Here is a 21,566-nt window from a genome sequence, read left to right on the forward strand (position 1 = left end):
CCCAGTTCGCCTGTGAAGTGAGTGGTGCCGTAATGCCGCCAGCAGCAGGAACCCACCGAAGCGACTTTGGCCTGTGTCTAGACCAAAGCGCCGTAGGAATCCCCGCTCTTTAGGGCGGGGAGGATGTCAATTGGGCTGTGCTTAAAAAATGGCAGTGGTTTTTTCCCCTAGAAATTGGTAAAAAAATTGCAAAACAAAAATAAATATTTGTCCTAATGATATTTTCTATTTGCCTTTTGTCCGAAAGTCGGTAATAATGCGTGTTCGTTTTGCTCAGCTTGCGTTATTGCAACGCTTCATCGATATCTGGCCCCCCGTCGATTTTCTCTTGATTCGGCATTTTGGTTGGCATCGATGTATTTGCCGACCGTCTTTTGGAACCTGTAGACGACCCTCCGGTTGATTAGCTGTCACTCCACGTTATGTTCGAGTGCGCTGACCGTATTGTCTAAGTTCAGCATGACGCCGTGCTTGGCGCTGGGCGCCCACTTGACTTATTGCCCTTTTAAGGAAATCTTGTGTCCGATTTTTCGACCGAAGTAGAAACTATTGCCTCCTCCCAAGCTGATTCCGCTGTACCTTCCTTTGCCGAATTGGGTCTTGAAGCACGTATCGTTGCTGCACTGACCAAAAACAACCTGACAACCCCAACGCCAATTCAAGTTCAAGCGATTCCTCACCTGTTGCAAGGTAAAGATTTGATCGCCTCTGCTCAAACCGGTACCGGTAAAACTGCTGCCTTTATGTTGCCTGCACTGCATCGCTTAAGCGAAAATGTGCGTGGCCAAGGTCGTGGTCCCCGTATCTTGGTGTTGACCCCAACTCGTGAATTGGCACAGCAAGTCTCTGACGCTTCCCGCATGTTCTCGCGTGAAATGAACCGTGTCTTCACCCTGTGTGTGACCGGTGGTATGCCTTTCCGCGCTCAACGTGAAGCCTTATCGCGTCCAGTCGAAGTGTTAGTGGCAACCCCAGGTCGTTTGTTAGACCTGATCGAAGCGCGTGTGGTTGATTTCCGCCGCTTAGATACTTTCGTTCTCGACGAAGCCGACCGCATGTTAGACATGGGCTTCTCCGATGACGTATTGGCGATTGCAGAACAACTGCCAAAAGAACGTCAAACCGTGTTCTTTACCGCTACCATGAACAACACCGTGAACGATTTCGCTGCTCATTTGCTGCGTGATCCTGCCACGATTGAAATTGCTGCGCGTACTGAACGCCACGAAAATATTGAACAAAAACTGTGCTACACCGACGGTTTAGAACACAAACGCAAATTGTTAGACCATTTCTTGCAAAGCGATGAAGTGCGTCAAGCGATTGTTTTCACCGCGACAAAACGCGATTGTGACCAACTGGCAAATGAATTAGATGCTAGCGGTATCCGTGCGGCGGCATTGCATGGCGATATGCGCCAACGCGACCGTCAACGTACCGTTGATAGCTTAAAACGTGGCCACTGCGACATCTTAGTTGCAACTGATGTCGCTGCACGTGGTTTGGATATTGCTGGTATCAGCCATGTCTTTAACTTCGACTTGCCAAAATTTGCTGAAGATTACGTTCACCGTATTGGTCGTACCGGTCGTGCTGGTGCGAAAGGGGTGGCGATTTCCTTAGTCGGTCGTATCGACGTCGGTCCATTAAAACGCATCGAGCGTTTCATCGGCCAACGCTTAGAAGAATTGCAAGTCAACGGCTTAGAAGCCCGTTTCCGTCCTGCCCCTGCTGCCGCTGGTCGCGGTGGTAAACCAGGTGGTGGCGGTGGTGGTTTTGGTAAGCGTCAAGGCAGCGGCTTTAGCAAAGGTCAAAGCCGTGGCTTTTCTGGCAGCCAAGATCGTGCCCCACGCGGTGGTGATGGCGACTGGAAACGCTCACGCGACAGCCAAGGCTTTGCGGGTGATGTAGCGCGTGCTCCACGCGGCGAAGGCCGTAGCTATAGTGGTGAACGCAACACAACCGAACGCAGCTTTGGTCAAGAACGTAGTTTTGGCGGCGGTGCTCGTCGTACCGAAGACGGCAACAACAGTGGCCGTCGTGAATACGGTCAAGGCCGTGGTGGTTTCGATGGTCAACATCATGGCGGTTTTGGTAACGGTGGCAACCGCAGCGGTTTCTCTGGTCATCGTGAAGCTCACGGTCATCGCAACGAAGGCAGCAGCCATCGTAGTGAAGGCGGTCGTTTCTCCAGCAGCGGCGGTGGTCAACGTCAAGGCCATGATAGCCGCGCACCACGTAGCTTTGGTGGTGGCGGTCAACGCCGGAACTTCCGCGACACGGTATAATCGAATGTTGCCATTGCCTTAAACAATGGCCATTCAATGTCTTACGACGGCTCTTAACTTGTTTAAGGGCCGTTGTTGTTTATTCAGGATAGTTTGTCATGTGGAAAAAAACGGTAGTGGTGTTGCTGACGAGTACCTTATTGGCCCCTTTAACTTGGGCCAACGATCCGGTGGCGACGCGGCAAGCTGAATTTAAAAAAATCCTGCGGGCGTTTGAACCGATGGGGATGATGATTCGTGGGGCAAAGCCCTATCAAGCACAGCCTTTCCAACAACAGGCGCTGGCGCTGCTCAATAGCCACAACACCCCGTGGCAATATTTTCCCCCCGGCTCAGATCGCGGTAAAACGCGTGCAAAAGCCGAGATTTGGACTCGGGCGGCTGATTTTCAGGCAGAACAACAGCTGTTTTCTTCGCGAGTGAAAGCGTTGCACCAAGCGAGCACCACACAAGCCGATTTAGCAACCTTGCGGGCACGCTATGGCGAAGTGGCACAAAGCTGTAAATCCTGTCACGACAGCTTCCGTAGCAAAGTTTTGCCTTAAACCACATTGCCCATCACATCGGGTTCACGTTCTAGCAGCACGCCATAGTATGTGGCGACGGTGTGCTGCACATGCTCGGCCAGCGCCATGATATCTGCCGCACTGCCGCCGCCGTAGTTGACCAACACCAACGCTTGTTTTTCATGCACCCCGACTGGCCCTTGCCGATAGCCTTTTAAACCAGCGTGATCAATTAACCAACCTGCGGCTAATTTATTACCGTGGTGGGCGAGGGTGGGATGTGCGGTGATTAAACGCTGTAAGGTGGCATCATCCACCAGCGGATTTTTAAAGAAACTGCCAGCATTGCCCAACTGTTTTGGGTCGGGTAGCTTACTTTGGCGCACTGTTATCACCGCCTGCGCGACGGCCTGCGGTGTGATTGTTCCTAATTCCTGTAGAACTTGCTTAAGGTCGCCGTAGTCATAGCGCGGTTGTGGGTGTTTAGGCAGCTGAAATTCCACAGCAGTAATCAAGGCACGGTGTCGCCATTGCCGTTTAAATACGCTGTCGCGGTAGGCAAACTCACACGCCGCAGCCGATAGACGATGGGTTTGTGCGTTGTCTAAGTCGATAAATTCGACTGTCTCAATCCATTGCCCGACTTCCACACCATAGGCACCGATGTTCTGTATCGGTGCGGCACCGACAGTACCAGGGATGAGACTCAGGTTCTCAAGACCATACCACCCTTGAGCTAGACAATATTGCACAAACTCATGCCAATTTTCCCCCGCTGCGACGCGAATCTTCACCTGCTGATCGTCCTCACTGAGCAGTTCAATGCCTTTGAGAGACATCAACACAACGGTACCGGCCAAATAAGGGGGAAGTAACACATTACTGCCCTCGCCTAAAATCCAACGTGGGCCGTGACGAAAGTCATGATCGGCAAGCAAGGCAGGAAGTTGTTCCGCTTGCGTTAGGGTGAGCAAACGCGCTGCGCGTGAGGCAAAACCAAAGCTGTTGTAAGGCTGTAAATCAGCATCAAAAATCGGCGTTAACATGGTCATTGATGGGCAGTGGTGGAGCGCTGGCGGTGTAAACGCTGGCGACTGATATGGTTTAAGTAAGACACTAATAAAATGGCGGCGAGGGTGAGGCTAATGGTTAGGGCTAACCAAAAACCATGCGCGCCCAATGGCCCGTCGAGGCCGAGTGAAGCCATCGGGGGCAGATATAAGCCAAACCACACCCCCATGCCCAGTCCCACGCCCCAAAATGACACGGCATGAATCACCATCGGAATGGTGGTGATCTTATAACCACGCAGGGCGCCGGAGGCAATGGTTTGTGTGGCATCGACAATTTGAAATAAAGCGGCAAACAAAAGCAAGGCACTGGCTAATTTAATCACCTGTGGATCGGGGCTATAACCACGAGCAATACCTTCACGTCCCAACAAAATCAGCAAGGCGGTGAACAAGGCCAATAACAGCCCCGCTAACACCCCCACCCGACTTTTAAAGCGGGCGGCTTGATAGTCGCCGGCACCAATCGCCTGCCCGACACGAACACTCAACGCGGTGCCAAGGCTTTGCGGGATCATATACAACAGACTAGAGACATTGATCACCACTTGGTGGCTGGCAACGACGACGGTACCGAGTTGTGCCACAAATAGCGCGACAAAGCTAAAGGCACTGACTTCGAGAAAGAACGACAACGCAATTGGCGCCCCAAGGTGAACGATATTGCGCTGTTGGGCAAGATCGGGCCATTCAATGTGCTGAAACAGCTTAAAACCGCGATAAGGTGCTGCCCACGCTACATACCCACCGAGAACCAACGCAGAAAACCAAAACACCAGTCCCGTGGCCCAGCCACAACCGGCGCCGCCGAGGGCTGGTAGGCCAAACCAGCCGTGAATAAAGAAATAATTCAGAGGTACATTCAAAATCAACGCTAAAACACTGACCACCATAATCGGTTTGGTGTGGTTGAGGCTGGAGGAAGTGGCATGGAACACCCGAAATAATAGAAATCCCGGCACACCGAGTGCCGCACCAATCAGATAGATTTTGGTTTGTTCTGCGACTTGGCTTTCAACCCCCAGCATATCAGGGACGGTATAGGCTAACCCCAAGGTCAACAATAAACCGATCATGCCAAGTGCCAAACCCATCCACAGACCTTGCCGAAAGCTGCTACCAATGCGTTGGTGTTCTTGGGCGCCGAAGTGGTGGGCGATAATAGGATTTAAGGCCATCAATAAACCGGCAAAGGTGATGGTGACGGTGATTAAAATGCTTGAACCGAGCGACACCGCTGCCAAATCAGCCGTGCCGACGCGCCCAGCCATGACGGTATCGACAAAACCGGTGGCGACTTGGGCAATTTGCGCCACCATCATCGGTAATGCTAAGGCCAGCAAGGCCCGCATTTCACGCAAACTTGCCGAACGTTGAAATAAATCAGCAACCATAAGCCGTAACAAAAAAACCCGCTTCAGCAAAGATAAGCGGGTGTTGGGTGAGTGAAAATCTGCCAAGCAATGTACGCCGTCCGCCTGCAATGGTCAATGCTCGATAGGGGTGCAGTCTGGTGCAGCGCACTGGCTCATGCAATAATCTGCGATTCGGAGAATATTGACAGAAGCATCCCCTATCATGGCCTACACCCTTTACGACAAGCTTTGGAACAGTCATGTCATCCGCGAAGAAGCCGATGGCACTGTGCTGTTATATATCGATCGTCACTTGGTACACGAAGTGACCAGCCCACAAGCCTTTGAAGGTTTGAAATTGGCTGGCCGCCAACCGTGGCGAATTTCTTCCATCGTCGCCACTGCCGACCACAACACCCCAACCACAGATTGGGACAAAGCGGAAGGTACGGCAGCGATTGATGATCCCATTTCACGGCAACAAGTGGAAACCTTGGATGCTAACATTCGCGAAGTGGGCGCGTTAGCGTATTTCCCTTTCAAGAATATCAACCAAGGGATCGTGCATGTGGTCGGGCCTGAACAAGGCGCAACCCTGCCGGGAATGACCGTGGTGTGTGGTGATAGCCATACTTCAACTCACGGCGCCTTTGCCTGCTTAGCACATGGTATCGGTACCTCGGAAGTCGAGCATGTGTTAGCGACACAAACGCTAGTAGCGAAAAAATCGAAATCGATGTTAGTCAGTGTCGAGGGTGATTTAGGCGCTGGCGTGACGGCGAAAGATGTCGCCTTGGCCATCATCGGTAAAATCGGTACCGCCGGTGGTACGGGGTATGCAATTGAATTTGCTGGTTCGGCCATTCGTAGTTTGTCGATGGAAGGCCGGATGACGCTGTGTAATATGGCGATCGAAGCCGGTGCGCGTGCTGGCATGGTGGCAGTGGATGAGAAAACCATCGAATACGTCAAAGGCCGCCCCTTTGCCCCGAAAGCAGAGGTATGGGATGCTGCTGTTGCCTACTGGAATACCTTGCATTCTGATGAAGGCGCACAATTCGACACCGTAGTGGAACTGCCTGCTGCCGAGATTGTGCCTCAGGTCACTTGGGGCACCTCGCCTGAAATGGTGATTGGGGTCGATGGCCGTGTGCCTGATCCGGCTTTAGAAGCCGATCCGGTGAAAAAGGGCAGTATCGAGCGCGCTTTGAACTATATGGGTTTGCAGGCCAATACCCCGATTACCGAGATTGCTGTCGATAAGGTGTTTATTGGATCCTGTACCAATTCTCGGATTGAAGACTTGCGTGCCGCAGCGGCGGTGATTCAAGGCCGACAAAAATCGCCTTCGGTGAAACAGGTGTTGGTGGTGCCGGGGTCGGGCAATGTCAAAGCCCAAGCAGAACAAGAAGGTTTGCATCATCTGTTCTTGGCTGCGGGTTTTGAGTGGCGGGAGCCAGGGTGTTCGATGTGTTTGGCGATGAACGCCGACCGTCTCGAACCGGGTGAACGCTGTGCTTCGACCTCCAACCGCAACTTCGAAGGCCGTCAAGGTCAAGGTGGACGTACCCACTTGGTTAGCCCTGCGATGGCTGCCGCCGCCGCCATCAGTGGCCACTTTGTTGATATCCGCCAGTTCTGAGAGAAAACACTATGAAAGCGTTTACGCAACTCAATGGCCTTGTCTGCCCACTCGACCGCGCTAACGTCGATACCGATGCCATTATCCCAAAACAGTTTTTGAAATCGATCAAACGCTCTGGCTTTGGCCCGAATTTGTTTGATGAATGGCGTTATCTCGACCACGGTGAACCCGGCCAAGATTGCAGCCAACGACCACGCAATCCTGACTTTGTGTTGAATTTCCCACGCTATCAGGGCGCGCAAGTCTTGTTAGCCCGCGAAAACTTTGGTTGTGGTTCGAGCCGTGAACATGCGCCTTGGGCATTAGAAGACTACGGTTTCCGCGTGGTGATTGCGCCAAGCTTTGCCGATATTTTCTTTAACAACTGTTACAAAAACGGTTTGTTGCCGATTGTCTTAGCAGCCGAAGCAGTCGATCAGCTATTCCGTGAATGTGAAGCCCAAGACGGCTATACCCTCACCGTCGATTTGGCGCAACAAACCGTCACCACTCCCGGCGGTACCTCGTTCGCGTTCGACATCACCGAACATCGCAAACATTGCTTATTAAATGGTTTAGATGAAATTGGTTTGACTTTGGCCCATGCTGAAGAAATTCGTCGCTATGAAGAAGTGCGACGTCAGCAACAACCTTGGTTATTCGCCTAACTGGCTGATTCAACGAAAGCATACTGCTCATGAAAATTGCTGTTTTACCGGGTGATGGGATTGGCCCAGAAATTATTGAACAAGCCAAGCGGGTGTTAGACGCCCTGCGTAGTGACGGTTTGCCGATTGAAATGGAAGAAGCGCCTTTGGGTGGGGCAGCGTATGACCAATATGGTCAGCCTTATCCCGAAGTGACGCAAAAATTGGCCCGTGAAGCGGATGCCATTTTATTGGGGGCGGTTGGTGGGCCTCAATACGACACCCTCGATCGTCCGCTCCGTCCAGAACGTGGTTTGTTGGCGATTCGTAAAGACTTGAACCTGTTTGCGAATTTGCGCCCTGCGATTTTGTATCCTGAACTGGCGAATGCTTCCACCCTCAAGCCTGAAGTTGTTGCCGGTTTGGATATTTTAATCGTGCGTGAATTGACCGGTGATATTTATTTCGGCCAACCGCGTGGCGTGGAAGTGCGCGACGGTGAACGCTTTGGTTTCAATACCATGCACTACACCGAAAGCGAAATCCGCCGTATTGGCCGAGTGGCATTTGAAGCGGCGATGAAGCGCAACAAGCGGGTGTGCTCGGTGGACAAAATGAATGTGTTGGAAACCACCCAATTATGGCGCGATGTGATGACCGAATTGGCTCCGGAATATCCGGAAGTCGAATTGACTCATATGTTGGTGGATAACGCCGCTATGCAGTTGGTGAAAGCACCAAAACAGTTCGACGTCATGGTTACTGGCAATATGTTCGGCGATATTTTGTCAGATGAAGCCTCGATGTTAACCGGTTCGATTGGGATGTTGCCTTCGGCATCGCTCGACGCCAATAACAAAGGCTTGTATGAGCCTTCTCACGGTTCGGCACCCGACATCGCTGGCAAAGGGGTGGCAAATCCACTAGCAACGATTCTCTCTGCTGCGATGATGCTGCGTTACACCTTTAATCAGGAACAAGCGGCACAGCGTGTTGAAAACGCCGTCAAGGCAGTGTTAGCACAAGGTCTGCGTACCGGTGATATTTACGAGCCGGGCACCAAGCGCGTCGGTACCCGTGAAATGGGCGATGCGGTATTGGCAGCACTGTAAGCCGTGTGGCTGGTTCAAAGTCAATTTTTGAATAGATAAATAAAGGATAAATGATGTTAAAAGTCGGTTTAGTTGGCTGGCGCGGGATGGTGGGTTCGGTGCTGATGCAGCGCATGGTAGAAGAAAACGATTTCGCTCATATCGAGCCCATTTATTTCACCACTTCTAACCCTGGTGGCGCTGCGCCGAGCTTTGGCGGCAAAACTGCACCCGCGCTGAAAGATGCGAAAAACCTTGATGAGCTCAAAGCATGTGATGTGATTATCACCTGCCAAGGTGGCGATTACACCAACGAAGTGTATGCCCCGCTGCGTGCCACTGGTTGGGATGGCTATTGGATTGATGCCGCCAGCGCGTTACGGATGGAAGACGAAGCCGTCATTATCTTAGATCCAGTCAATATGAATGTGATCAAAGATTCTCTCGCTAAAGGCGGCAAGACCTTTGTGGGCGGTAACTGCACCGTTAGCCTGATGTTGATGGCGCTGGGTGGTCTGTTCCAGAACGATCTGGTTGAGTGGGCAACATCGATGACCTACCAAGCAGCTTCGGGCGCTGGCGCTAACAATATGCGCGAATTGCTGAAAGGCATGGGCGCAGTGAATGCCGCTGTCGCTGCGGAATTGGCCGACAAAAACAGCGCGATTCTCGACATCGATCGCAAAGTGGCCGAGTTTATTCGCTCTGATGCCAATCCAACTGAATACTTCGGTGTGCCGTTGGCAGGTAGCTTGATTCCTTGGATTGACAAAGATTTGGGCAATGGTCAATCGAAGGAAGAATGGAAAGGCGGCGTTGAGACCAATAAAATCTTGGGTCGTGCAGCCAATCCTATCGTGATTGATGGCCTGTGCGTGCGGATTGGCGCGATGCGTTGCCACAGCCAAGCGTTAACCATCAAGTTGAAACAAGACTTGCCAGTTGCTGAAATCGAAGCTTTGTTAGCCAAAGCCAACGATTGGGTGAAAGTGGTGCCAAACCAACGCGAAGTGTCGATGAAAGAATTGACGCCTGCGGCAGTGACTGGGACTTTGACTGTGCCGGTGGGTCGTATCCGCAAACTCGGTATGGGTGGTGAATATATCAGCGCCTTTACCTGCGGTGATCAACTGTTGTGGGGCGCGGCTGAACCACTGCGTCGCATGTTGCGCATTGTGTTAGAAAAGTAATCTGACGCCGTATGGGGGCGATAAATGCTCCCATACTGCATCGGTAAGGGCATCATCTGCGATGCCCTTTTTAGTGAATGTGTTGGCTGATGTTTGACTTACTGTTTTGCAATTAAATTCGCCTTTATTCGTCTAAAGAGTGTTGTTTTTGCAACAAATTTTCACGTTGTTTTATGTATTGTTTAGGACTTGCTATGTCTCATACGGTTTCTTCTGCAGTTGCAATCATTGGTGCTACCACGGTAGTGGGTAGTGCGATTTGTGATTTACTCGCTAGCGCCAGTTGGCCGCTGGCAAATGTCCATGCGTTAGATTTGGCTGATTTGGCCGGTGAATCGGTCTATTTCGGCCACCACGAATTGACGGTTGGTGATTATCACGATTTCGATTTTACGCAAGTGCAAGCGGTGGTGATCTGCCATGCGGCAGTGGCTCACGACAGCGACTTGGCACGTGAATTACAGCAGCTGGGGCTATTGGTAGTGTTGGCAGTCGATGACGTGGCGAATTGCTGGCCTCAGGCGGTGCGTGCCTTACACAAAACCACAGCAAGCACTGCTGTGGCATTGCCTTTGCCGGTGGTGAGTGTGTTGGCACAAGCGTTGTTGCCGATTCAACAACATACCCGCCTGCGTCGTGTCGCAGCAGTCAGTATGGAGGCGGTGTCAGATTATGGTCAGGCGGGCATTGAAGAGCTGGCCTCGCAAACCACCGCTTTGTTTAATCAACAACCATTGATTAACGATATTTTTCCGCAACGAATGGCGTTTAATATTCTGCCGCTGTCACAAACAGAGCAAGACCAAGCACAACAGCAGTTGGCACAACTGTTGCTGTTGACTGAAGACAGCGTAACGGTGCGCCGTCATCGGGTGCCGGTGTTTTTTGGCCATACCTTAAACGTGGAAATAGAAACAGACATGCCGTTGGATATCGAAACCGTATGCGAATGGTGGCGGGCTGCTGGCTGTGTGGTGTTGGCAGATGAGGCCTTGGTTGATGCGAACCCCATGTCGGTAACAGGCCAAGATAGGTTGACTATTGCTCGTGTCAATCGCGCAGAAACGCAAAAATCGCTGTTGAATTTCTGGTTATGTGCCGATAATGTGCGGGTTGCGGTTGCAAAACCTGTGCTAGAACTGCTGGCGACAGGACAGTAAAATATTGCGACGCCCGTAAAATCACGACACACTTGAATAGCCTGTGTCAGTTTACGGCTTGGGTAGCGTGGCTACTCAAGACCCTAAAACATTCTACGCAATAAGAAAAAGGTGGGCTGTGAACTTTTCCCCGACTTTCCGACGAAATGTGCTGGCGACTTCTTTATTGCTGTCTGCCGCACCGGCTATGGCTGCCGAGCTGGGTGCCTTGCGGATTACTTCTGGCTTGGGTCAGCCATTTCGGGCTGAATTAGAAGTGAGCGATGTTGCAGCCAACGACTTAAAAATTCGTATTGCCTCGGCTGATCAATTTAAACGTAACCGCCTGCCCTATCCCGAATTTCTCCGTGATGCAGTGATTTCCGTAGAGAAAAAAACCGATGGTAAAGCGGTGGTGCGTTTGGCCTCGCCGACGCCTGCTCGCAGTGCTTATGTGTCGGTGTTGCTCGATATTGAAACCGCAGGGAAAACCCGTTCACAAGCGCTCACTGGCCTTATCGGTGGCCCTGCCACCCCTCCCGAAAAAGCCACCGCTAAAGATGATACCGTCGGCCCGTTGGCTAATGGTAAAACCTACCCCGTGCGCACTGGCGATACCCTGTCTGGTATTGCCAGTAAAGTTAAGCCAAGTGGCGTGAGTTTGGAACAGGTGATGGTCGGGTTATACGAAACCAACCCGCGCGCTTTTGCTGGCAATATGAATATTGTTATTGCTGGCAAAACCTTAAAAGTGCCACCGAAAAATGAATTGGCTAAAACGCCGCCTGCTGAAGCACATCGTGAAGTGCAAGCGCAGGTCGCTAACTGGCGCGCTTATCGTGGTCGTGTGGCGGATATGGCATCGCAACAAACCGGACAACAGCGCGCACCAGATACCACTAAAGGCCGTATTGTGGCGCAAACGCCTGAAACGGCGGCGCCGAGTGCTGAAGCGGGGCGTGATGTGTTGCGCTTATCTCGTGCCGATGAGAAAGCCTTAGCCAATGCACAGAAAAAAGTACAAGTTTTAGAAGAAGAATTGGTTGCGCGAGATAAGGCGATAGACGAGGCGAATGATCGTATCAAAGAGCTGGAAAAAAACGTCAGCGATATGAAAGCCTTGTTAGAGCTGAAAAATAAGGCGCTAGCTGAACAGCAAAATCGCAGTGAAGGTAAACCCGATCCAGCTCAAGCTCCTGCCGCAGATAAACCGGTGCCGGCAGCCAGCAAACCCGCCTCTACTGAAAAAGCGGCGGCTCCAGAAGCTGAAGAAGAACCCATTTGGCCGTGGGCGGCAGGTGGTGCAGCGGGTTTAGCCGCCGTGTTAGGTGGATTGTTCTACTGGCGGCGTCGGCAAGAGGAAAAAACGGAAGAATTAGCGGCTGTTGATGAAGTGATTGCTACAGCACCACCATTACCACCTGAGCCGGTAATCGAGCCAGAACCAGAACCTTTACCTGAGCCGGTGGCAGTTGAACCCGAGCCACCTGAAATGTCTCAAATCGTGGTCGAGCCGTTGTTAGAAGCCATTGTCCCTGAACCAGAGGCACCGCCTGCTGCTGCGCCAACACCGCCACCTGGCGCGTTGTTAGAGTTCACAGAAGATTTCGATATGCTGGCCATCCCTGGTCAAGCTGTCCCTCCGCCTGTCAGTGCCGCAATTCCACCCGCACCTAGTCCAGCTGACGCGATTCCTGAGCTGGAAATGGAAGCCTTGTTGAATGATTTAGAAGAAGTGGTGCCCACACCAGCGGTATTAACCGAGGCCGTTCCACCACCAGCACTGACGCCAACGGCTGAAGACGCAGAAATTGATGCCATGATGGCGATGTTTGCCGAAGACTTATCGGGCACGCCAGTACCAACCCCTGCACCCGAGCCTGAGCCTGAACCGGCAGTGATTCCGGATGATGTGGTGGTTGAACCGGAACCTGCGCCTGAGCCGGTGGCCGAGTCGCCTAAGCCCGAGGTGGAAAACCCAATCCTCGATTTTGATTTTGCCATCGATGATATCTTGGCCGAACCGCCTCCCCCACCGCCACCGGTGAAGGATGAAGACAGCCTCAGCTTAACGACACCCGAAGATAAAGCGCAGCAAGAGCCAGATGATTTGGATATTGGTGATCCAATTAGTACCAAACTTGATCTAGCTCGCGTCTATATCGAAATGGGAGACAGTGAAGGCGCGCGGGAAATTCTGGAAGAAGTGCTTGCCGAAGGGGATGATGCTCGTAAGGCAGAAGCCCGAGCATTGATGGATACGTTGTAATTCTTCCCGATTCAGCAAAAAGCATTAGGGCAGACCCGTTGGTCTGCCCTATTAGCTTGGTTCCAGCGCAAGATTACAAAAAACTTCTTTTAAATTTTTGGTGGTTATCGATATTGTTTTGCATATCCGCAGTATCCCAGATTTGCAGTTCCCACGGAAAGTAAAAGTTGTTTTTGTTTTTGAAATATACGTGCAAACCACGATACCCCGCTTTATTGCGCAAATACCAGTTTTTTAGATTTAACTCATCCTGCCAATCATCCAGTAAAGCCATCGCGGCATTGATTTCATCGATAGTCAAGATGATACGTGCGCCAAAAATATCATTGAGCCAGTTGTTAACAGGGTATTGATCTTCGCGGTTGGAAAAGCGTTCGATCTTGTCATCAATGCTTTCACGGGTTTTCATGCGGTAAAAGTATCTGATGTCAATGTTTTCTGTCATCAGGTAATCGTTAATGCTCTCGTGCAGGGTGAGGCGGTAGCGGTAGATATGAGGTGTGGGGACATGTGTGATAGTTCTGGAGAGGTTGATTTTTTCAATCTTACCGGTTTCAAAATAATCATTTGAAAACTGATAATGTAAGCGATTGATTTCACTGATTGATTTTATCCACAAGGATTCTCGATGTTAAATAATAAATCAATAAGTATGGATAGATATGTTTTCGGGATAATTTTACCAATCCAACTGACACGAGATTACCGCCAAAAGTTGGCGCGAGTTCTAGGATGATTAGTCGATATTCAGCACAACATTTTGTTCACGTTCACCGATAAAGTGTGCCAGTTGCTCCGGCGGCAGGGGTTTGCTGTAGAAATAGCCCTGAATTAACTCACAGCCACAGCGTTTCAAGAACAGCCTTTGTTCGCTGGTTTCGACACCTTCGGCTACGACAAACAAGCGCAGTTTCTTCGCCATCGCCATAATTGCTTCAGTAATTGCCACATTATCGCCATCGTCTGGGATCCCTTCGATAAAAGAACGGTCGATTTTCAGACAATCCAAAGGAAACCGCTTCAAGTTCGACAGAGAAGAATAACCGGTACCAAAATCGTCAATGGCCAGCATCACCCCCAACGATTTTAGCTGGTTTAATACCTGAATTGCCTCCGCAGGATCTTGCATCAAGGTTGATTCTGTCACTTCCAACTCTAAGCGCTGTGGTGAAATACCTGCTGCTGTAAATGCAGTGACCACTTTCTCTAACAAGCGGCTGTCCATAAATTGCCTTGGTGATAGGTTAACTGCCACGCGAGGCACCTCCACTCCCTCGGCATCCCAACGTGCCAACTGTCGGCAGGCTTCTGCCATCACCCATTCACCAATTGGGCGGATGAGGCCAGATTCCTCGGCAATCGGGATAAATTGAGCGGGTGATACCATCCCAATTTCTGGGTTATACCAGCGTAACAACGCCTCAACTGCTTGAACTTTATCGGTAAACGGATTCACCTGTGGTTGATACACCAAACGGAACTCTTGCCGCTCTAATGCCAAACGCAAACCATTTTCCATGAGCAAGCGTTCAAAAGCTTGTTCATTCATGGTAGCGGCAAAAAACTCATACGTATTTTTGCCTGCTTCTTTTGCGCGATACATGGCCGTATCTGCATTTTTCAGTAACGACATGGCATCATTCCCATCGCTTGGGAAGATGGCAATGCCGATAGAGCCGGTTACAAATAGCTCATGTTCTTCTAACTTTAATGGCTGTGCTAACTCGGTCAGTAAACGATCCGCTATCGCGGTGATGGCGTCTTTGTGGCAATCCCCCTCGAAAATCACCGTAAATTCATCACCATCAAAACGTCCCAGAAAAGCCTCATTCCCCACCGCATATTTCAGTCGTGCGGAAATCACGCGCAGTAAATCGTCCCCTGCCGGATGACCAAAGGAATCATTGATCAGCTTAAAACGGTCGAGGTCGATAAACATCACGGCCAGCTGGCTGTTATTCTCGCGTGCATGATCGACAGCTTTAGTGAGTCTTTCGATAAAGTTGACCCGATTGGGTAGTCGAGTCAGCGGGTCGTGGCTGGCGAGGAACTGTAGCCTGTCTTCAGCGACTTTGCGCTTAGTGATGTCAGAAAATACACAGACATAATGCTGAACTGCACCAGTGTCATCGCTGACTGCGCTAATCGACAGCCACACCGGATATAGGTCGCCATCTTTACGCCGGTCGAGAAATTCGCCTTGCCATAAACCACATTCATCCAACGCCCGCATCATCTGAGCATTCACTGCATGACCCATGTGGTCAACACGGAACATTCGTGAGCGCCTGCCGACGGCTTCAGCTTCGCTATAGCCTGTGATGCGCGAAAAAGCGGCATTGACGGCAATAATTCTGGCCTCGTGGTCGGTGAGCAAAATCCCTTCCGACGAATTATCAAACACAGTAGAAGCCAGTTTTAGCTTGGTCTCAGTCGCCAGCCGCTCGGAGATGTCGAGAACCACACTGATAAAGGCAGATTGCCCATGATAGTCAAACAATCGGCTGTGAATTTCGACCGGCAACGGGCGGTTATCACGGCAGCGCAATGTGGTGATAAAACGGTGGTGTTCGACTTGATTTTCGATGCGGTATGCTGCTTGTTGACGAATTCGTTCGATTTCACTGTCGATCAGACATTCATCAAGCGACTTCCCTAACAGCTCGTCGATACTGTAGTCCATCAAATCAGCGAGTCGTTGATTGATATAGACAATTTCGTTGTCTTGCTGGATAAACACACCAACCAATTTTTGTTCAGCGAGGGCGCGATATTGTTCCTCGGCTTCGTTAAGGCGTAATTCATTCTCACGCTGAGCGGTGATATCTGTCGCAATACAACCGATGGCATTGAGAATGCCATCAGCAGAGTAGAGCGGAAATTTTGTGGCAAGAATAAAACGTTGATCTACACCATGATTCAACTGTGTCTCGATATGGCAGGGCTGTCCAGTACGAAAAATGATGTCATCAAGTTTTTGTAATTCTTCAAAACCTTGATTTTCTGGTAGACAATCTAAAGCTTCTTTGCCAATTAACTCATTTTCTTTTTTATTTAGCAATTCTGCAAAACTATGGCTGACATGTAAGTAACGGCCAGCAATATCTTTGACAAAAACTGGATTGGGGCTGTGTTGCAATACACTGTTAAAACGATAGCGTATGCGCTCCAACTGCCGAAGGCGGTGAAGCAAATAGATACACGCTGCGCTAAGCGCCAAGCTCAATAACAGCAAGAACGGCATAAGCCACGCCATTCATGTCTCCCCTCAAACGTCTGGTTTGGCTAACAACAAATAGTCAGTGATGGATAGTACTCTAACACCCGATCGCAACACTGATGCGTCAGTTTGACGCAGTTTTTGTTGCATCCGATTAGCATTAAACATCCAAAACAAAATAAGTCGCATAACGAAAGTCTGCAATGTAAAACGAAAACCTGATTTGTGAAATAGAGAAATTTAATTTTTAGCTTTAGTTGCAATGCAGCAATAAAGCGATGACCGTTATAATCCCTTCTTTATTTTTAACATTTGCTGATTTATGTCTGCTCTGCGCTTGCTCTCTCTCCCTCGTCGTGGCGAAAAACAAACCCTGCCTTTTTTCCCAGCTGGTGCGGATAGTCGTTGTCTGACACAGTTGGCTGCTTTAGCAAAACAGCCGTTATTGGTGTTAACTGAGCAGGCGCGTGATAGTACGCGGCTGGCAGAGGAAATCAGCTTTTTTGCCCCAGATTTACGTGTGGCAGTTTTCCCTGATTGGGAAACGTTGCCCTACGATCATTTTTCACCCCATGCCGATTTGGTCAGTGAACGGTTGGCGACCTTGTGGCGGTTGCGCCAAGGACAGGTTGATGTGTTGCTGTTGCCGGTAGCCACCGCTATGCAACGCTTAGCGCCGTTGGACTATCTGGCTGGGCGCAGTTTTATGCTGTCGGAAAAACAACGACTGGATACCGAGCGCTTGCGGGCTGATTTGGTGTTGGCGGGGTATCAGCATGTGACACAGGTATATGCTCCCGGCGAGTTTTCGATTCGTGGTGGGCTTATCGACCTGTTTCCGATGGGGGCCAGTTTGCCGTATCGGATTGATTTGATGGACGATGAAATCGATGGCTTGCGGACATTTGATGTCGATAGCCAGCGTACCCTCGATCAGGTCACCCAGATTCAACTGTTGCCCGCGCGTGAGTTTCCGTCTGATGAGGCGGCAATTACGGCTTTTCGCAGTCGTTGGCGTGAACAATTTGAGGGGGATCCCTCGCGTTGTCGTTTGTATAAAGATGTCTCTAATGGGATATTGCCGGCAGGGATTGAATACTGGTTACCATTATTCTTTGAACAAACCGCCACAATTTTCGATTATCTCAGTCCACAAGCCGCGTGTGTCCTACACCATCACACCCTGCCTGCCGCAGAACAGGCATGGCAAGACATCGTATCGCGCTACAACATGATTGGTAGCGACCCTGCTCGCCCCGGATTGCCACCTGATGCACTCTATCTGCGTCCGGATGCTTTGATGGCGGCCTTGAAAGCCTATCCTTGCTGGCGCTTGCCACAAGAAGGTGAATGGCAACCCACCCTTGCCCCTTTGCCGCCCTTGCATATCCAACGCCGCAGCGACACCCCCTTTGCGCTGCTCGAACAATTTACCCAACAGTTTACTGGTCGGGTGTGTTTAGTGGCCGAGAGCGTCGGTCGCCGTGAAACCTTAAATCAGTTTTTGCGTGATTATGGCTGGCAAGCGGCATGGGTCGATGATGTCGCTGCCGCGATGACGCACGCCGCCGGTTTGATCTTGGTGGCAGGACAACTGACCAGCGGTTTTATTGACCATGAAAACCATATTGCCTTTGTCACCGAATTTGAACTCTATCAACACCAACGCAGCAGCCTCAGTCGCCGGCGTCGCAAAAGCCATAATCCTGATACGGTGTTGCGCGATTTAGCCGAAATTCGCGCTGGTGATCCGGTGGTACATGAAGAACACGGCATTGGTTTATACCAAGGACTGGTCAGCATGGATTTAGGCGATGGGCCAAGCGAGTTGATGGTGTTGGAATATGCCGATGGTGCCAAGCTCTATGTCCCTGTGTCGCACTTAAATTGCATTTCCCGTTATGCCGGCATGGCCAGCGACAAAATCGCTTTGACTCGCTTGGGTTCAACACAATGGGAAAAAGCGCGTAAGCGTGCTGCCGAAAAAGTTCGGGATACTGCGGCTGAATTGCTCAACTTATATGCCCAACGCGCAGCGCGGCGCGGCCATGCCTTTGCGTTGGATAGCCATGACTATGACGCGTTTGCCGAGAGTTTTGGTTTTGAAGAAACCGCCGATCAAGCCGCCGCTATTCAAGCCGTGTTAAGCGATATGACCTCGGGTAAACCGATGGATCGTTTGGTGTGCGGTGATGTGGGTTTTGGTAAAACCGAAGTGGCTTTGCGGGCGGCTTTTGTCGCGGTGATGGGGGGTAAGCAGGTGGCCGTATTGGTCCCCACCACGTTATTGGCAGAACAGCATTATCAAAATTTCAGCGACCGCTTCGCCGATTGGCCGGTCAAAATTGCCGAATTATCGCGTTTTCGCAGTGCCAAAGAACTGAAAACGGCGCTGGCTGGCATCAAAGAAGGAACGGTGGATATTGTGATTGGTACCCACCGCTTGTTACAGCCTGATGTTGACTTTGCTCGTTTGGGATTGGTGATTATTGATGAGGAACACCGTTTTGGGGTTCGCCATAAAGAACAACTGAAACGCCTACGGACTGACGTTGATGTTCTGACGCTAACGGCCACGCCTATTCCGCGCACCTTGGCCATGAGCTTAGAAGGGTTGCGCGACTTTTCCGTGATTGCCACCGCGCCCAACCGCCGGTTGGCAGTGAAAACCTTTGTCAGTCCAACCGCACCTGGGGTGATTCGGGAGGCGGTGTTGCGTGAGTTAAAACGCGGCGGTCAGGTGTTTTTCCTCTACAACGAGGTCGATAGCATCGACAATATGCGGCAGCGTTTGGTTGAGCTACTTCCCGAGGCGCGGATAGAAATTGCCCACGGTCAAATGCGTGAGCGCGAGTTGGAACAGGTGATGCGCGATTTTACCCAGCAGCGTTTTAATGTGCTGTTGTGTTCAACCATCATTGAAACAGGGATTGATATTCCGAATGCCAATACGATTCTTATTCACCGCGCTGATAAATTTGGCTTGGCTCAGCTGCATCAATTACGCGGGCGTGTTGGCCGTTCTCACCATCAGGCCTACGCCTATTTGCTCACCCCCGATCACCTAACCCGCGATGCCCAAAAGCGTTTGGAGGCGATTCAGGCGATGGAGGACTTGGGGGCGGGCTTTGCGTTGGCGATGCACGATTTAGAAATTCGTGGTGCAGGCGAGGTGTTAGGCGAGGGACAGTCGGGCGAAATGCAAGAGGTGGGTTTTAGCTTATATACCGATATGCTGAAACAAGCAGTGCGTGCTTTACAACAAGGTAAAGAACCCGATCTTGACCAACCTTTGGGTATTCACACTGAAATTCACTTGGCTGCACCGGCCTTATTGCCAGAGGATTATTGTCCTGATGTCCACGAACGCTTGGTGTTGTATAAGCGGATGGCGTGTGCCGATGCTGAACAAGAGATTGATCAGCTACAAGAAGAATTGATCGACCGTTTTGGTTTGTTACCCTCGCCGGTGAAAACCTTGCTCGACAGTCATCGCTTGCGCTTGCTTGCCCACGCGATCGGGATTAAAAAATGTGTGGCAACGGCAGAAGGGATGACATTGATTTTTGATAAAACCACCACGGTTGAGCCGATCAAGATTATCCAGCTTATACAAAGTAAACGGCATTACAAATTGTTGGGACAGGACAAGTTAAAAGTGGAAGTGGCGCTGCCTGATGTCGCTATGCGGGTGGTGAGATTAAAAGAATTATTGCGTGAATTGGTTGCTTAACGATGCAGTTTTCTTCGCATTTAACTGTGGGTGCACTGACTGCGATTGTCAGTGTGAAAGCAGGATGGATTGGTTTGGAGTCGCTGGATATTTTGGCGGTGCTGATCGGGTGTATGTTGCCGGATATCGATCACCCGCACTCCACTTTGGGGCGGCGGGTGAAGATTCTTTCCGTGCCTATCTCCAAGCTGTTTGGCCATCGTGGTTTTACGCATTCCTTGCTTATTATCATTGTTGGGCTGTGGTTCTTATTGTATTACCTCAACACGCCGCCGGGCTGGGCAACAGGGTTGGCTTTGGGCTATTTATCGCACTTGGCTGCCGATTTTGTGACCCCTTCCGGCATCCCCCTGTTATGGCCTTGGCGGCAACGCTTTCGCTCGCCAGTCACCGTGGTAACGGGGGGTGTCGGTGAGAAGGTGGTGGTGGGGATGTTGATGGGCTTTACTGCCGTGTGGGTGGTGTGTGGTGGGCATCAATGTCGTCCCTTTTTCGATTGGCTGGTGCAGTTGTTCAGTTAAAAGATACGATGTCAGAATGGATAATGCGGCGCGGGCCCGCTGAAAGTGACAGTTCACATGAATGAATTATTACCGTACCAACAATGGCTAGACTGGCTGCGCCATAATTTGCAACGGGGTTGCCTTGCAGCCGATCTATGGCGTGATATGAAAGAAAAAGGAGGGCTCGATCACGCCATTATCGTCAAGTTATTCGCCGCCGCCGAAGCGCCCCTCCACGCTGCCAGCAGTGATATCAATACTTTGATTGCACCGAAGCCGGTGGTGAATGGCAATAGCGTATCGATTGCAGGGCATGAAATTCAAATTGCCCTACATCTAAAAAGTCCCGAAGTGATTGTCTTCGACAATGTGTTGACGGCAGACGAATGCCGTGAGTTGATTAGTGCGGGTGAGCGTAAATTAACCCGTGCTACCGTGGTGGGAGATGATGGTCAACCGATCTTACATCCAGAACGCCGCAGCGATGGTGCTGGTTTTCAGCGGGGAGAAAGCCCATTGTTGGCGACAATTGAACAGCGCTTGGCGGCATTGGTCGATTGGCCGGTGGAACATGGCGAGGGGATTCAAGTATTGCGCTATACCCCGGGGGGGGAATACAAGGCGCATTATGATTGGTTTGATGTTAATAACCCCGCGATTGCTGCGCGTTTAGGGCATGGCGGGCAACGTGTTGCTACCTTGGTGTTATATCTCAATGAAGTGGACGAAGGCGGCGCCACCGAGTTTCCCGAGCTAGGTTTATCGGTGCGCCCTCGTACTGGACGTGCTTTGTATTTTAGTAATGTCGATGAGCAAGGGCGTTCCGACCGGCGCGCGCTGCATGCTGGCGCGCCGGTACGGGCTGGCGTGAAATACATCGCCACCAAATGGCTTCGCCAGCGACCTTATATCTAATCCCATTCGCCGTTAT

At 50.9% G+C, this 21,566-nt stretch carries 15 protein-coding genes; 11 read left to right on the forward strand and 4 right to left on the reverse strand.

The genetic code is table 11. The annotated features are described in order from the left end of the window. Positions 1 to 518: 518 nt before the first annotated feature. The gene (locus tag G465_RS13250) at positions 519 to 2,288 is read left to right on the forward strand and encodes a DEAD/DEAH box helicase (RefSeq protein ID WP_022653045.1); all 1,770 of its coding nucleotides are present in this window, start codon (positions 519 to 521) and stop codon (positions 2,286 to 2,288) included. 98 nt (positions 2,289 to 2,386) lie between these two features. After that, positions 2,387 to 2,833, forward strand: a complete 447-nt coding sequence (locus G465_RS0103200; protein ID WP_027405120.1) for a c-type cytochrome — start codon at positions 2,387 to 2,389, stop codon at positions 2,831 to 2,833. Here the strand turns inward: G465_RS0103200 and murB are convergent. After that, complete coding sequence (murB, locus tag G465_RS0103205; protein ID WP_245556742.1) at positions 2,830 to 3,840, reverse strand: UDP-N-acetylmuramate dehydrogenase; 1,011 nt, start codon at positions 3,838 to 3,840, stop codon at positions 2,830 to 2,832. The genes G465_RS0103200 and murB overlap by 4 nt on opposite strands. 2 nt (positions 3,841 to 3,842) lie before the next feature. Then, complete coding sequence (locus tag G465_RS0103210) at positions 3,843 to 5,270, reverse strand: MATE family efflux transporter (RefSeq protein WP_308417101.1); 1,428 nt, start codon at positions 5,268 to 5,270, stop codon at positions 3,843 to 3,845. A 169-nt stretch (positions 5,271 to 5,439) separates the two neighbouring features. Here G465_RS0103210 and leuC point away from each other — a divergent pair, with 169 nt between their 5' ends. From leuC to G465_RS0103240, 6 genes are all read left to right on the forward strand, one after another. Continuing rightward, positions 5,440 to 6,861 (forward strand): 3-isopropylmalate dehydratase large subunit, encoded by a 1,422-nt coding sequence (leuC, locus tag G465_RS0103215; RefSeq protein WP_027405123.1) that lies wholly within the window; start codon positions 5,440 to 5,442, stop codon positions 6,859 to 6,861. A gap of 11 nt (positions 6,862 to 6,872) precedes the next feature. Next, a complete protein-coding gene (leuD, locus tag G465_RS0103220; RefSeq protein ID WP_022653048.1) occupies positions 6,873 to 7,511 on the forward strand; it encodes a 3-isopropylmalate dehydratase small subunit in 639 nt (212 codons plus the stop codon). A gap of 29 nt (positions 7,512 to 7,540) precedes the next feature. After that, positions 7,541 to 8,602, forward strand: a complete 1,062-nt coding sequence (gene leuB / locus G465_RS0103225) for a 3-isopropylmalate dehydrogenase (RefSeq protein WP_022653049.1) — start codon at positions 7,541 to 7,543, stop codon at positions 8,600 to 8,602. Between the two features lie 53 nt (positions 8,603 to 8,655). Continuing rightward, complete coding sequence (gene asd, locus G465_RS0103230; protein ID WP_022653050.1) at positions 8,656 to 9,771, forward strand: aspartate-semialdehyde dehydrogenase; 1,116 nt, start codon at positions 8,656 to 8,658, stop codon at positions 9,769 to 9,771. 194 nt (positions 9,772 to 9,965) lie between these two features. Next, positions 9,966 to 10,931, forward strand: a complete 966-nt coding sequence (locus G465_RS0103235) for an Asd/ArgC dimerization domain-containing protein (protein ID WP_022653051.1) — start codon at positions 9,966 to 9,968, stop codon at positions 10,929 to 10,931. Positions 10,932 to 11,049: 118 nt separating this feature from the next. Beyond that, entirely contained in the window at positions 11,050 to 13,179 is a 2,130-nt protein-coding gene (locus G465_RS0103240) for a motility hub landmark protein FimV (RefSeq protein WP_155846480.1), read from the forward strand. Between the two features lie 73 nt (positions 13,180 to 13,252). On the opposite strand, the gene G465_RS0103245 is transcribed toward G465_RS0103240, so the two are convergent. Next, on the reverse strand, positions 13,253 to 13,798 hold the full coding sequence (locus G465_RS0103245) for a RelA/SpoT-related domain-containing protein (protein ID WP_022653053.1): 546 nt from the start codon (positions 13,796 to 13,798) through the stop codon (positions 13,253 to 13,255). A 117-nt stretch (positions 13,799 to 13,915) separates the two neighbouring features. After that, on the reverse strand, positions 13,916 to 16,435 hold the full coding sequence (locus G465_RS13255; protein WP_022653054.1) for a sensor domain-containing protein: 2,520 nt from the start codon (positions 16,433 to 16,435) through the stop codon (positions 13,916 to 13,918). Between the two features lie 286 nt (positions 16,436 to 16,721). Between G465_RS13255 and mfd the strand changes: the two genes are divergently transcribed. From mfd to G465_RS0103265, 3 genes are read left to right on the forward strand one after another with little or no spacing between them, the layout of a single operon-like run. Continuing rightward, complete coding sequence (gene mfd, locus G465_RS0103255) at positions 16,722 to 20,132, forward strand: transcription-repair coupling factor (protein ID WP_022653055.1); 3,411 nt, start codon at positions 16,722 to 16,724, stop codon at positions 20,130 to 20,132. 2 nt (positions 20,133 to 20,134) lie between these two features. Beyond that, entirely contained in the window at positions 20,135 to 20,653 is a 519-nt protein-coding gene (locus G465_RS13260) for a metal-dependent hydrolase (protein ID WP_052165366.1), read from the forward strand. 57 nt (positions 20,654 to 20,710) lie between these two features. After that, positions 20,711 to 21,550, forward strand: coding sequence for a 2OG-Fe(II) oxygenase (locus G465_RS0103265; protein WP_022653056.1), 840 nt, complete (start codon positions 20,711 to 20,713; stop codon positions 21,548 to 21,550). Positions 21,551 to 21,566: the final 16 nt, after the last annotated feature.

This window comes from Aquaspirillum serpens DSM 68 (genome assembly GCF_000420525.1).
In the GTDB taxonomy this organism is placed as follows: domain Bacteria; phylum Pseudomonadota; class Gammaproteobacteria; order Burkholderiales; family Aquaspirillaceae; genus Aquaspirillum; species Aquaspirillum serpens.

What these genes read in the sequence shown, in the direction of transcription:
- G465_RS0103200 (WP_027405120.1), top strand. Translation starts at nt 2,387, where the DNA reads ATGTGGAAAAAAACGGTAGTGGTGTTGCTGACGAGTACCTTATTGGCC.
- murB (WP_245556742.1), bottom strand. Translation starts at nt 3,840, where the DNA reads ATGTTAACGCCGATTTTTGATGCTGATTTACAGCCTTACAACAGCTTT.
- leuD (WP_022653048.1), top strand. Translation starts at nt 6,873, where the DNA reads ATGAAAGCGTTTACGCAACTCAATGGCCTTGTCTGCCCACTCGACCGC.
- leuB (WP_022653049.1), top strand. Translation starts at nt 7,541, where the DNA reads ATGAAAATTGCTGTTTTACCGGGTGATGGGATTGGCCCAGAAATTATT.
- asd (WP_022653050.1), top strand. Translation starts at nt 8,656, where the DNA reads ATGTTAAAAGTCGGTTTAGTTGGCTGGCGCGGGATGGTGGGTTCGGTG.
- G465_RS0103235 (WP_022653051.1), top strand. Translation starts at nt 9,966, where the DNA reads ATGTCTCATACGGTTTCTTCTGCAGTTGCAATCATTGGTGCTACCACG.
- G465_RS13255 (WP_022653054.1), bottom strand. Translation starts at nt 16,435, where the DNA reads ATGGCGTGGCTTATGCCGTTCTTGCTGTTATTGAGCTTGGCGCTTAGC.
- mfd (WP_022653055.1), top strand. Translation starts at nt 16,722, where the DNA reads ATGTCTGCTCTGCGCTTGCTCTCTCTCCCTCGTCGTGGCGAAAAACAA.
- G465_RS13260 (WP_052165366.1), top strand. Translation starts at nt 20,135, where the DNA reads ATGCAGTTTTCTTCGCATTTAACTGTGGGTGCACTGACTGCGATTGTC.
- G465_RS0103265 (WP_022653056.1), top strand. Translation starts at nt 20,711, where the DNA reads ATGAATGAATTATTACCGTACCAACAATGGCTAGACTGGCTGCGCCAT.